Raw genomic sequence first — 12,495 nt, forward strand, 5'->3', positions numbered from 1 at the left:
ATAAAACGTCTGTTATTAGAGACCTTCATGATAGGCAGCGAATTATAAGTAAAGCAGTGAATGGGCAATGTTGCGAGGATGTAAATAAGCTCCCGCAGGGCTGCGGGAGCGGTGGATCAATTCAGACCACGAACCGAGGCGATAAACTGTTGCAGTTCTGGCGTGCGTGGCTGCGTGAAAAAGGACTTACTCTCCCCCTGCTCCCAGACTTTACCCTGATGCATAAACACCACACGGTCGCCCACTTCACGGGCGAAATTCATTTCATGCGTGACGAGGATCAGCGTCATCCCTTCAGCGGCAAGCTGCTCAAGCACACGCAGCACCTCGCCGACCAGTTCCGGATCCAGCGCAGAGGTAATTTCATCACACAGCAAGACTTTCGGTTTCATCGCCAATGCACGGGCAATCGCCACACGTTGCTGTTGCCCACCGGAGAGGTTCGCCGGGTAGTAATCAATACGTTCGCCCAGCCCCACTTTTTCCAGCATTTCAGTGGCCAGCTTACGGCACGCATCGGCAGGCAATTTCAATACCCGGCGGGGTGCCAGCATCACATTCTCCAGCGCGGTCATATGCGGAAACAAGTTGAAGTTTTGAAAAACCATGCCCACAGAACGGCTGATTTCCCGCGCCTGAGACTCCCTATCGGTGACAGTCATACCGCCGAGCTTAATGCTGCCATCCTGGTAACCTTCCAGCCCATTCATACAGCGTAATAATGTACTTTTGCCAGAGCCGCTACGGCCAATAATCGACACCACTTCGCCCATTTCGATATCCAGGCTTACGCCTTTTAATACGTGGTTGTCGCCATAATATTTCTGAACATCATTAATGGTGATGAGCGGCATGGAATTTTTTCTCCAGATAACGGCTGTAACGCGACAGCGGATAACACAGCAGGAAGTAGCCCAGTGCGACCAGGCCAAAGACTTTAAACGGGGCAAAGGTCACGTTATTCAGCATCGTCCCGGCTTTGGTTAACTCAACAAAACCGATGATCGATGCCAGCGCCGTGCCCTTGATCACCTGCACAGAAAAGCCCACCGTGGGCGCAATAGCAATGCGTATCGCCTGCGGTGCGACCACGCGAAATAACGTCTGCCCGAAGCTTAATCCCAGGCAGCGACAGGCTTCCCACTGCCCTTTCGGTAGGGCGTTGATACTGCCGTACCAGATATCAAGCAGAAACGCGCTGGTAAATAACGTGAGCGCCAGCGTAGCGGCGGTCCATGCGCTTACATCGATACCGAACAGCGCCAGGCCGAAAAAAGCGAGGAACAGTTGCATCAGCAACGGCGTGCCCTGAAACAGCGCGGCATAACCGCTGATCAGGTGTTTTGGCCAGCGCCAGCGGCTAATGCGCAGTACCAGCAGTGGCAGCGTGACCAGCGTGCCGCACAGAAAAGCAATCAGCGACAGCAGCACCGTCCAGCGCGCCGCCAGCAGCAGATTGCGCAGAATATCCCAGTCAGTAAAGGTACTCATCAGCCCTCGCTCCCTAACCATTTACGGCCAATCGCCAGCAACACCTGGCGCATCAGCAGCGAAAGCGCCAGATACAGCAATGTGGTGACGAAATAGACTTCAAAACTTAAAAACGTGCGCGACTGGATCAGGTTGGCCATAAAGGTCAGCTCTTCATAAGAGACTTGTGAGACCACCGACGAACCGAGCATCACGATAATGCACTGACTGACCAGTGCAGGATAAATGCGCTTCAGGGAGGGCGGCAGGATCACCCGCAAAAAGGTCTGGGATTTGGTCAGCCCCAACACACGCGCCGCTTCCCACTGCCCTTTCGGCGTGACCTGGATCCCGGCGCGAATAATCTCCGTGCTATACGCGCCGAGGTTGACCAGCATGGCGATCAGTGCCGCTTCTCCGGCGGTCAGTTTCATTCCAAGACTGGGCAAGCCAAACACAATAAAAAACAGTTGCACCACAAACGGCGTATTGCGGATCAACTCCACATATGCCCCCCATAATGCGCTTAGCAGACCGGGTTTTCCGCTGCGCAGGGCGGCACCGACAATCCCCAGCGACACACCGCCGACCGTCGCCAGTGCGGTGAGCGTCAGGGTAGTCCACAATCCGGCCAGCAGCTCTGGCCAGAAGGGCCAGAGCGCAGCGAAATCAAGCGAAGTCGTCATGCGTTTATGCGCCGAAGTTGGCCGGTAACGGTGCCTGCATCCATTTCTGCGACAGGGTGTTCAGTGAGCCATCTTTTAGCGCCTGATCCACCAGCTTATCGACTTCAGCTTTCAGTGCCGGTTCGTTTTTCATCAGCCCGATATAGCACGGTGAGTCTTTCAGCATAAACTGGCTGACCGGGGCTTTTTGCGGGTTTTGACGCGCAATAGCGGCAACGACCACGTTCCCGGTGGCAAGATACTGGACCTGCCCGGACATGTACGCCGACAGCGTGGTGTTATTGTCTTCGTAACGTTTCACGTCCGCGTCTTTCGGCGCGATATCGGTCAACACCATATCTTCAACCGCGCCGCGGGTAACGCCGATGGATTTGCCGCTCAATGCTTTCGCATCAGGTAGTGTTGCCTCCTTTGGACCAAATACCCCAAGGAAGAACGGCGCGTACGCCCGGCTGAAGTCGATCACTTTTTCACGTTCGGCATTTTTCCCAAGGCTTGAGATAACCAGATCAACTTTGTTCGTTTGCAGGTAAGGAACACGGTTGGCGCTGGTGACCGGCACCAGTTGCAACTTCACTTTCATGCCTTTCGCCAGGTACTCCGCCATATCAATGTCGTAACCCTGTGGTTTCAGATCCGTACCCACCGAGCCAAAGGGAGGAAAATCCTGGGGTACGGCAACGCGCAACACACCGCGCTTCTGAATATCCTGTAACTGATCCGCCAGTGCCTGCCCGGCGCATGTCATCATTAATGCCGCACCGGCTGCCGCCATCATCCACTTCTTCATCATCAACACCTCATCGCCAATGAAACAAAAGATTCTTTGATTCACTTTTTGCAACTAATGTGCCAATGCGATATATCGCGCTCAGTGCCCGTAATCCGTAGGATTCCAGGATGAATCGATAGTTTCATTGCTGCGTCCGCTCCCTAAAAAAGTGCAGACGCATGATGATGGTGCAATCAGAGGGCGCAGTAGCGAATAAAACGGTTCAGCGCACTGGAAAGGTGTTTTTGCCGGTGATGAATGCGCCACAAGGTGCGCACCAGGCGAGGTAGCGGGATCGGGACTTCAACCAGCGTGCCACTCTCAAGCTGTTCAGCAATAACCCGGCGGGAGAGACAACTGATACCCAGACCGTGGCGAACCGCGTGCTTAATGGCTTCGGAATTGCCCAGTTCCATGCCGAGATGAAACTGCGGCAAATGCGACAGCAGCAAATAGTCGACAATTTCGCGGGTGCCGGAGCCGCGTTCACGCAGGATCCACGGCGCTGTGGCCAGTCGCTCCAGCGTGACTTCCCTCTGCAACAGCGGCGCAGAGGGGGCGGCGAACACCACCAGTTCATCCTCAAGCCAGGGCTCAGCAATGATTTCTGCAGTGTGGCACGGCCCTTCAATCAGGCCAATGTCCACACGAAAATCCGCCACGGCATTGATCACATCCTGACTGTTGCCCACGCTCAGCTCCAGCGGTAACTCCGGAAAATCGCGGCGGTAGCGGGCAATCACTTCCGGCAGAATGTAATTGCCTATGGTGCTACTGGCAAACACCCGCAGCGCACCATTGTCTTCACGAAAGAGTTGCTCTATTTCCGTTGCCTGCTCCAGCGCCGCCAGTGCTTTGGGATAGAGCAGCCGACCATGCTCATTGACCACCAGCCGTTTACCGACGCGATCGAATAACTGCACACCCAGTTGGCCTTCCAGGTCGGTGAGAGCTGCGCTTACCGCCGACTGAGAGAGCGCCAGCCGCTGTGAAGCCTGGGTGGTGGAGCCGCTTTTCAGCACTTCAGCAAAGACTTCAAGCTGACGCAAAGTAATATGCATAGAGAGGTCACTTACCACTTATAAAGATTGATTATAAATATATAATCAATTTTACCTTTAAACCAGCCCGCCGTACCCTTTTCTCCATTGAAAGGAGAAGGTTATGACAGAAATCACATTACACACTGCTCGCCATCCTGCATGGCGTTTCGCCCCCGGGCTGCTACTCAGTATGCTTATCACCGGTGCGGCTCTCTGGCTCGGTAATTTTCCGTCTATTGCCGGCATCGGTTTCAGTGCACTGACGCTGGCAATCCTGATCGGTATGGTCGTGGGCAATACGGTTTACCCGCGCCTGCATCGTTCATGCGATAGCGGAGTGTTGTTCGCCAAACAGCATCTACTGCGGCTGGGTATTATTCTTTATGGCTTCCGTTTGACCTTTTCGCAAATCGCAGAGGTCGGCGTCAGCGGGATCGTCATCGATGTGCTGACGCTGTCCGGCACCTTCTTGCTGGCCTGCGTACTGGGGCAACGTCTCTTCGGGCTGGATAAAAAAACCAGTTGGCTTATTGGCGCGGGCAGCAGTATCTGTGGCGCAGCAGCTGTGCTTGCCACAGAGCCGGTGGTGAAGGCTGAGTCCAGCAAAGTGACGGTTGCCGTCGCCACGGTGGTAATATTCGGGACGCTGGCGATCTTTATCTATCCTGCGCTTTATCCCCTGCTGACGCACTGGTTCAGCCCGGAAACCTACGGGATCTGGATGGGCTCCACGGTGCACGAAGTCGCGCAGGTCGTTGCCGCCGGGCATGCTATCAGCCCGGAAACGGAAAATGCGGCGGTGATTGCAAAAATGCTGCGGGTAATGATGCTGGCCCCCTTTTTATTGCTGCTGGCAGCCCGCGTTAAACAACTCAGCCCGGATACTGACGACGCGAAAAGTAAACTCACGATCCCGTGGTTTGCGCTGGGCTTTATTGCTGTGGCCTGCTTCAACTCATTTCACCTGCTACCTTCAGCGTTGATCCAGGCGCTGAATACACTGGATACCTTACTGTTGGCGATGGCGATGGCGGCACTGGGTCTGACTACCCATATCAGTGCACTGAAAAACGCCGGAGCGAAACCACTGGCATTGGGACTGGTGCTGTTTATCTGGTTGATCGTTGGCGGCGGTGCGATAAACCTGGTGGTTCACCATCTGATGGCATAAACCACTACATCCCTTTCCTGCAGACCCGCTATGATGGTTTCTTTCCCCTGGCGGGTTTTAAGGAGTTGTTATGAAATACATTGGTGCGCATGTGAGCGCCTCAGGTGGAGTGGCGAACGCCGCCATCCGCGCCGCCGAAATCGATGCGACCGCGTTTGCGCTCTTTACCAAGAATCAGCGTCAGTGGCGCGCTGCGCCGCTGAGTACAGAAACCATAGATGAGTTCAAAGCCGCCTGCGAAAAATACCATTTCCAACCCGGGCAGATCCTGCCGCACGACAGCTACCTGATAAACCTTGGGCACCCGGTCGCCGATGCGCTGGAAAAATCCCGCGACGCGTTTATTGACGAGCTGACGCGCTGCCAGCAACTGGGGCTGACGTTGCTCAACTTCCACCCCGGCAGCCACCTGATGCAGATTCCGGAAGAGGCCTGTCTGGCGCGGATTGCCGAGTCGATCAATATCGCGCTGGCGCAAACCGAAGGTGTCACCGCTGTGATCGAAAACACCGCAGGCCAGGGCAGCAATCTGGGCTTCCGCTTTGAACATCTGGCAGCCATTATTGATGGTGTGGAAGACAAGTCCCGCGTTGGCGTCTGCATTGATACCTGCCATGCTTTTGCCGCCGGGTATGATTTACGCACCGCGAAAGCCACCGCCGAGACGTTTGCTGAATTCGACCGCGTGGTGGGTTTCAACTATCTGCGTGGAATGCATCTGAATGATGCGAAAAGCACCTTCGGCAGCCGTGTCGACCGCCACCACTCGCTCGGCGAGGGCAACATCGGCCACGATGCGTTTCGCTGGATTATGCAAGACAGCCGTTTTGATGGCATTCCCCTGATTCTGGAGACCATTAATCCTGATATCTGGGGAGAAGAGATCGCCTGGCTGAAAGCGCAACAAACCGCCGACGCCGCAGCATAAAAAAGGGCCGCAAACGCGGCCCTTCTGATATCCCTGGTACTGACACTGTATTACGCAGCTTTTGCAACCACTGCTTCTGTTTCCGGACGTTTCAGGAAGGCATACACCAGACCGGCCAGCAACGTACCTGCAACGATAGAGAGCAGGTAGCCCACCACCGGGGTAATTGCTCCCGGGATCAGCAGGACAAACAGACCACCGTGCGGTGCCATCAGTTTCGCGCCAATCGCCATGGAGATAGCGCCTGTCAGCGCGCCACCGGCGATACAGCACGGGATAACACGCATCGGGTCACGGGCAGCAAACGGAATCGCACCTTCAGAGATAAAGCACAGACCGAGAACCAGGGCGGCTTTACCACCTTCACGCTGGCCTTTATCGAACTTGTTGCGTGCAACCAGTGTCGCCAGACCCATTGCCAGCGGCGGCACCATACCGGCAGCCATAATCGCCGCCATCGGTGCGTAAGTCTGGGTACTCAGCAGGCCCACACCAAATGCGTACGCCGCTTTGTTCACCGGGCCACCCATATCGGTACACATCATGCCACCGAGGATTGCGCCCAGCAGAACCGCGTTAGCCGTGCCCATGGTTTGCAGCCAGGAGGTCAAACCCGCAAGGATTTTCGCAACCGGCGTACCAATCAGGTAGATCATCGCCAGGCCGACAATCAGGCTGGAGAACAACGGAATGATCAGAATCGGTTTCAGCGCTTCCATACTTGGCGGCAGCTTGACGTTTTTGCTGATCGCTTTCGCAAGGTAACCTGCAAGGAAGCCGGCAATAATACCGCCGATAAAGCCGGAACCAGTGCTGACGGCCAGCATGCCGCCGATAAGACCCGGCGTCAGACCCGGACGGTCAGCAATGGAGAAGGCGATGTAACCCGCCAGCACCGGCACCATCAGTGCGAATGCAGAACCCCCACCGATCTTCATCAGCGCGGCCGCCAGCGTACCTTCTTCTTTAAACGCCGTGATACCAAAGGCAAACGAGAGAGCAATCAACAAACCACCCGCGACGACCATCGGCAGCATGTAGGAGACGCCCGTCAGCAGATGGCGATATGCGCCAGCGCTCTCTTGCTTAGTTTCTGTTGCTTCCGACTGTGCTTTGCCGGACGGTTGGTACGTTTTGGCTTCCGCTACGGCTTTATCCAGTTCCTGGGCTGTTTTCTTCAGCGCCAGGCCGGTAGTGGTGCGGTACATCGGTTTGCCAGCGAATTTCGCCAGGTCCACTTCGATATCCGCCGCCACCATCACCAGATCGGCTTGCGCCACTTCTTCCGGCGTGATGGCATTGCCCGCGCCTACGGAACCACGGGTTTCCACTTTCACCCACCAGCCGCGTTTTTTCGCTTCGGTTTCGATCGCTTCCGCCGCCATAAAGGTGTGCGCTACGCCTGTCGGACAGGCAGTAACAGCAACAATGCGTTTTGGACCACTGGTCGCCGCCACAGTAGTAGCCACCGGTGCTGTGTAGGGCTTCGCGTGATTTTTCGCTTCGCTCAGGAACAGCTCAGGGTGCGCCACTGCGCGATTAATATCGCCCAGCCAGACTTTTTTCCCACTCAGTGCACTGTCATTCGGCACCTGGCTGCCCAAAACGATAGCCAGTTCCGCTTCGCCAGGGTTATCGATGAATTGCAGATTTGCACTCTGTGCAGCCGCGCCCAGCAAGGTCTTCGCCATATAAGCGCGGGCCTGCCCGAGTTCGGAATCTATTATCAGCAGCGTTTTCATTATGCCTCTCCTGCTGTTAGTTGAAGGGTTTTAAGTCAACTCGCGCCATCATCGCGGCTAACTGGGTACGATCGGTAATACCTACGTTACTCTGACTGACCGCCAGTGCAGCAACAGCAGTGGCCAGGCGTAACGTATGTTCACTGGATTCACGCATCAGCAGACCATAAATCAGACCACCGACCATTGAATCCCCTGCGCCAACGGTGCTTACCACTTCCATTGACGGCGGTTTGGCGATCCATTCGCCCGAAGCGTTAACCCACAACGCCCCTTCTGCTCCCAGAGAGATCACCACATGGGCGATACCCTGTTCGCGAAGCCCATGAGCGGCTTCAATGACATCCTTCAATTCCGGCAACTTACGACCCGCCCAGATTTCCAGTTCACGGCGGTTCGGTTTCACCAGCCACGGCGCGGCTTTCAAACCGGCCACCAGCGCTTCGCGGCTGCTGTCAAAAATAATGCATGGACACTGGCTACGCAGGCGCGTCATCCAGTCGGTAAAGGCTTCCGGGCTAACGCCTGAGGGCAGACTGCCGCTCACGCAGACCATATCGAACTGACCCAGCCAGGTCAGCGAGTCGGCAACAAAACGCTCCCAGTCGGTCGGCGTCACTTCAAAACCTGAGAAATTCAGATCGGTGACTTCACCATCTTTTTCCGTCAGCTTGACGTTGATGCGGGTACGCCCCTGCACCACCTGGAAACGGTTAGCAATGCCCAGCTCACTGAACAACTGCTGGAATCCGTCCTGGTTATCTTTGCCAAGGAAACCGCCAACGGTCACGTCGATGCCAAGGTCTTTCAACACTTTCGCAACGTTGATGCCTTTACCCGCGGCGTGCAGGCCCGTCGTACGAACCAGGTTCACTTCACCGCGTTCAATTTCAGGGGTATACCCCACCAGATCATAGGCCGGATTAAGCGTAATGGTGGCAACACGTCTGCTCATTTATGCGCCCTCTCCCAAACCTGTGGCAATCGCTTCGCCGATTGCTTTCAGCGCTTGTTCAGCATCATCCCCTTGCGCTGTGAAACGCAGGCGGTGACCTTTCTTCACGCCCAGCGCAACCACTTTCATCAGGCTGCGGCCATTGGCCGGTTTTCCGGTACCGTCCAGGTTTGCAACGGTGATTTCACTGTTAAATTGTTTGATGGTGTTCACCAGCATCGTGCCCGGGCGGGCATGCAGACCGTGCTCATTGCGGACAACAAACTCTGCACTCAGCAGATCGTCGGCCATCGCATCGTCGCTGGTCAGCAGCGCCAGCAGCGTTGCGGTATCGGCATTCAACAGATGTTCAGCTTTGTTGCTCAGCAGCAGATCGCTCAGGCGCTTCAGCACCGTGACCGGCTGTTCGTCCACCATCGCAACGCTGACCAGCAGCGCAGCCTGCTCGCCATTCACGTCAAACGGCGTGGCAGCGCGGCTTACGGCAACAGCGCTCAGCAGGTTGCCTTCAGCACTGTCGTTCAGCCAGATGCCCTGACCAAGGTTCAGCGGTTGTTCATTGATAGCGCGGGTAACATACGTTGCATCAACCGCACCGACTTCTTTCAGACGTGCAGCGTTCAGCGCTTGCAGGGTCACCAGATCGCTGGCAACTACATCGAGGGTCAGTGTTTCACTATCCAGCTTCAGTGACGCGCCCTGTTTTTCACCCATCAGCAGCGCACGCAGCTCTTCCGCTGTGGTTGCGGATTGCAGCTCTGCAGCCACGGAGTCATCACTCAGCACATGAGTCAGCTGACGCAGCAGGCCAAGGTGTTCATCAGAACTGGCGGCAATACCAATAGCAACATACGCGACCTGTCCTTCGCTCCACAGGATGCCCTGCGGGAACTGGAACACTTTTACACCGGTTTTCAGCACCTGATCACGGGTATCCGTGGTGCCGTGTGGGATCGCGATGCCGTTGCCTAAATAGGTGGAGGTTTGCTGCTCACGCGCCAGCATGCCGTTGACGTAGCCGTCAGCAACGTTGCCTGCTTCTACCAACGCAGCCGCGATCTGGCGGATGGCCTCTTCTTTATTGCCGGCCTGCTGACCGGGATGGATGTCCTGAACGGATAACTGGAACATGTGACCCTCTCCTGCTGAAATTGAATCGTTTCAGCTAACTTGAGAAATGATGCGTCACCGCCCTGGTTCAGACATTACACGATGACGCTGAAACGTTTCAATGAGTCTTCACCTTTTTACTTCAGCAATCAAGAAATCTCTGAATTTTCGTTGCGAAATTTAGAGGTACAGCACATTTCATCATTAGCTGATGCAAATTTGCTGAAGTTATTTTTACCTTCAGCAAGCAAACGTCAGCAGCGGTCAGCTTTAATAACGCGGGGGGAAATAGCCGTCTGCATTTTCACGGCCATCGCACCGCAGGATCTGTGTTTTTCTCCCGCCGCGGCGTACACTCCGCGTCTGCCAATTGGATCTCAGAGTAAAATGCAAAACTCCCCCGCCACCACCCGACCCGGCGCGTTTGATTTCACGTCGACAGCGTTTTTGATTGTCGCCTTCCTGACCGGTATTGCCGGTGCTTTGCAAACGCCAACACTCAGCCTGTTTTTAACCAATGAAGTGCATGTCCGTCCGGCTATGGTGGGGTTCTTTTTCACCGGCAGCGCGGTGATTGGCATTCTGGTCAGTCAGTTTCTTGCCGGGCGCTCCGACCGCAAAGGCGATCGCAAGACACTGATTGTTTTCTGCTGCCTGCTCGGCGTGCTGGCCTGCGGATTGTTCGCCTGGAATCGCAATTACTTTATCCTGCTGTTTGTGGGCGTCTTTCTGAGCAGCTTTGGTTCCACGGCCAACCCACAGATGTTCGCCCTGGCGCGGGAACATGCGGATAACACCGGGCGGGAAGCGGTAATGTTCAGCTCCATTTTGCGCGCACAGGTATCGCTGGCGTGGGTGATTGGCCCACCGCTGGCTTACGCACTGGCCATGGGATTTGGTTTTACGGTGATGTACTTATGCGCCGCCGTCGCATTCATGGCCTGTGCGGCGATGGTGTGGCTGTTCCTGCCCAGTATGCGCAAAGTTCCGCAGCCAACGTCAACGGTGCTGGAAGCACCGCGGACGCATCGTCGCGACGCGCTACTGCTGTTTGTGATTTGTACCCTGATGTGGGGCACCAATAGCCTTTACATCATCAATATGCCGTTGTTTATCATTGATGAATTGCATCTCCCGGAGAAGCTGGCTGGGGTAATGATGGGCACTGCAGCCGGGCTGGAAATCCCCACCATGCTGATTGCCGGTTATTACGCTAAACGCTATGGCAAGCGCTTTTTGATGCGCGTCAGTGCAGTAGCGGGCACCTGTTTCTATCTCGGGATGTTGACGGTGCATACCCCGGCTATCCTGCTAGCCTTACAGTTGCTGAACGCCATCTATATTGGCATTCTCGCCGGGATTGGCATGCTCTATTTCCAGGATTTAATGCCCGGTCAGGCCGGTTCTGCGACGACCCTTTACACCAATACCACGCGCGTGGGCTGGATCATCGCCGGTTCACTGGCGGGCGTGGTGGCCGAAATCTGGAGTTATCATGCTGTGTTCTGGATTGCGCTGGCGATGGCCCTGTTGACACAGGCAGGTCTGACGCGAATCAAAGACGTTTAAGGCGCGGTCTGGCGTTCCAGATCGAGTAGATAAATCATGGCATCAGCACGGCTCTGCCCGCACATCTCACGGCCAGGTTGCAGGCCAGCGCACACTTTCGGGCGCAGCGGCGAGCCAAAGATTTTACAGCGCTGTTGCGCGTCGAGTTGCACGCATGGGGTGTTGGCCGGTTTGCCGTTGGGCATGCCGGGGATCGGGCTACTGATGGACGGGGCAGTACAGCAAGCTCCGCAGTCCGGACGGCATTCCATATGGCTCTCTTTCATTTATTACGCGTCGGAGTGGCGCGAACAGGCGCACGCTACCATCTTTTACTGATGGAATGCAAAACTCGCCAATTCCACTTGCCTGAAAAGGCCCTCGCGAGTACTTTGTCGCGATATTTTCGTGATTTTCATTTTTACAGGACCCTTGCAATGCCAAGAGCGAACGAAATTAAAAAAGGTATGGTGCTGAATTACAATGGCAAGCTGCTGATTGTAAAAGATATTGATATTCAGTCACCCAGCGCCCGCGGCGCAGCAACGCTGTACAAAATGCGCTTCTCTGATGTCCGTACCGGGCTGAAAGTCGAAGAGCGTTTTAAAGGCGACGATATCCTTGATACCGTGACCCTGAACCGTCGTTTCGTCGACTTCTCCTATGTTGACGGCAACGAATACGTGTTTATGGATAAAGAAGACTATACCCCGTATACCTTCAACAAAGATCAGATTGAAGAAGAGCTGCAGTTTATTCCGGAAGGCGGCATGCCGGATATGCAGGTTCTGCTGTGGGATGGTCAGTTGCTGGCGCTGGAACTGCCGCAAACTGTCGATCTGGAAATCGTTGAAACGGCTCCGGGTATCAAAGGCGCATCCGCCAGCTCCCGTACCAAACCCGCCACGCTGAATACAGGCCTGGTGGTACAGGTTCCGGAATACCTGACCACCGGTGAGAAAATCCGTATCCATATCGAAGAGCGCCGCTACATGGGTCGCGCCGACTGATAAGCGATGCAGTAAAAAAGCCACTTCAATGAAGTGGCTTTTTCTTTTGTCTGCTGGCGG

At 55.3% G+C, this 12,495-nt stretch carries 13 protein-coding genes; 4 read left to right on the top strand and 9 right to left on the bottom strand.

Going from position 1 to position 12,495, the window contains the following annotated elements; genetic code table 11:
- Positions 1-116: 116 nt before the first annotated feature.
- The 5 genes from GA0061071_RS01370 to yieE form a co-directional block, all read right to left on the bottom strand.
- On the bottom strand, positions 117-854 hold the full coding sequence (locus GA0061071_RS01370) for an amino acid ABC transporter ATP-binding protein (RefSeq protein WP_061493992.1): 738 nt from the start codon (positions 852-854) through the stop codon (positions 117-119).
- Positions 835-1,491, bottom strand: coding sequence for an amino acid ABC transporter permease (locus tag GA0061071_RS01375; RefSeq protein WP_088238086.1), 657 nt, complete (start codon positions 1,489-1,491; stop codon positions 835-837). The genes GA0061071_RS01370 and GA0061071_RS01375 overlap by 20 nt, the downstream gene beginning before the upstream one ends.
- Positions 1,491-2,156: an amino acid ABC transporter permease gene (locus tag GA0061071_RS01380; protein ID WP_061493990.1), complete on the bottom strand. Its 666-nt coding sequence runs from the start codon at positions 2,154-2,156 to the stop codon at positions 1,491-1,493. The genes GA0061071_RS01375 and GA0061071_RS01380 overlap by 1 nt, the downstream gene beginning before the upstream one ends.
- A 4-nt stretch (positions 2,157-2,160) precedes the next feature.
- Positions 2,161-2,946 (bottom strand): transporter substrate-binding domain-containing protein, encoded by a 786-nt coding sequence (locus tag GA0061071_RS01385; RefSeq protein ID WP_061499851.1) that lies wholly within the window; start codon positions 2,944-2,946, stop codon positions 2,161-2,163.
- Between the two features lie 176 nt (positions 2,947-3,122).
- On the bottom strand, positions 3,123-3,989 hold the full coding sequence (gene yieE / locus GA0061071_RS01390) for a DNA-binding transcriptional regulator YeiE (RefSeq protein WP_088238087.1): 867 nt from the start codon (positions 3,987-3,989) through the stop codon (positions 3,123-3,125).
- Positions 3,990-4,092: 103 nt separating this feature from the next.
- On the opposite strand from yieE, the gene GA0061071_RS01395 reads away from it, so the two are divergent.
- Both GA0061071_RS01395 and nfo read left to right on the top strand, forming a co-directional pair.
- A complete protein-coding gene (locus GA0061071_RS01395) occupies positions 4,093-5,142 on the top strand; it encodes a YeiH family putative sulfate export transporter (protein ID WP_088238088.1) in 1,050 nt (349 codons plus the stop codon).
- A gap of 70 nt (positions 5,143-5,212) precedes the next feature.
- Complete coding sequence (gene nfo / locus GA0061071_RS01400) at positions 5,213-6,070, top strand: deoxyribonuclease IV (RefSeq protein WP_088238089.1); 858 nt, start codon at positions 5,213-5,215, stop codon at positions 6,068-6,070.
- A 50-nt stretch (positions 6,071-6,120) separates the two neighbouring features.
- Here the strand turns inward: nfo and fruA are convergent, their stop codons facing one another.
- The 3 genes from fruA to fruB are packed head-to-tail and all read right to left on the bottom strand — an operon-like array spanning position 6,121 to position 9,898.
- Complete coding sequence (gene fruA / locus GA0061071_RS01405) at positions 6,121-7,812, bottom strand: PTS fructose transporter subunit IIBC (protein WP_088238090.1); 1,692 nt, start codon at positions 7,810-7,812, stop codon at positions 6,121-6,123.
- A 16-nt stretch (positions 7,813-7,828) separates the two neighbouring features.
- On the bottom strand, positions 7,829-8,767 hold the full coding sequence (fruK, locus tag GA0061071_RS01410; RefSeq protein WP_061493985.1) for a 1-phosphofructokinase: 939 nt from the start codon (positions 8,765-8,767) through the stop codon (positions 7,829-7,831).
- A complete protein-coding gene (gene fruB, locus GA0061071_RS01415; protein ID WP_088238091.1) occupies positions 8,768-9,898 on the bottom strand; it encodes a fused PTS fructose transporter subunit IIA/HPr protein in 1,131 nt (376 codons plus the stop codon).
- Between the two features lie 366 nt (positions 9,899-10,264).
- Here fruB and setB point away from each other — a divergent pair, with 366 nt between their 5' ends.
- Positions 10,265-11,446 carry a sugar efflux transporter SetB gene (gene setB / locus GA0061071_RS01420; protein WP_088238237.1) on the top strand — a complete coding sequence of 394 codons (1,182 nt, stop codon included), beginning with the start codon at positions 10,265-10,267 and terminating at the stop codon, positions 11,444-11,446.
- On the opposite strand, the gene GA0061071_RS01425 is transcribed toward setB, so the two are convergent.
- Positions 11,443-11,697 (bottom strand): YkgJ family cysteine cluster protein, encoded by a 255-nt coding sequence (locus GA0061071_RS01425; RefSeq protein WP_061493983.1) that lies wholly within the window; start codon positions 11,695-11,697, stop codon positions 11,443-11,445. The genes setB and GA0061071_RS01425 overlap by 4 nt on opposite strands.
- 165 nt (positions 11,698-11,862) lie before the next feature.
- On the opposite strand from GA0061071_RS01425, the gene yeiP reads away from it, so the two are divergent.
- The gene (gene yeiP, locus GA0061071_RS01430) at positions 11,863-12,435 is read left to right on the top strand and encodes an elongation factor P-like protein YeiP (protein ID WP_061493982.1); all 573 of its coding nucleotides are present in this window, start codon (positions 11,863-11,865) and stop codon (positions 12,433-12,435) included.
- Positions 12,436-12,495: the final 60 nt, after the last annotated feature.

This window comes from Kosakonia oryzendophytica (assembly GCF_900094925.1).
Taxonomy (GTDB): domain Bacteria; phylum Pseudomonadota; class Gammaproteobacteria; order Enterobacterales; family Enterobacteriaceae; genus Kosakonia; species Kosakonia oryzendophytica.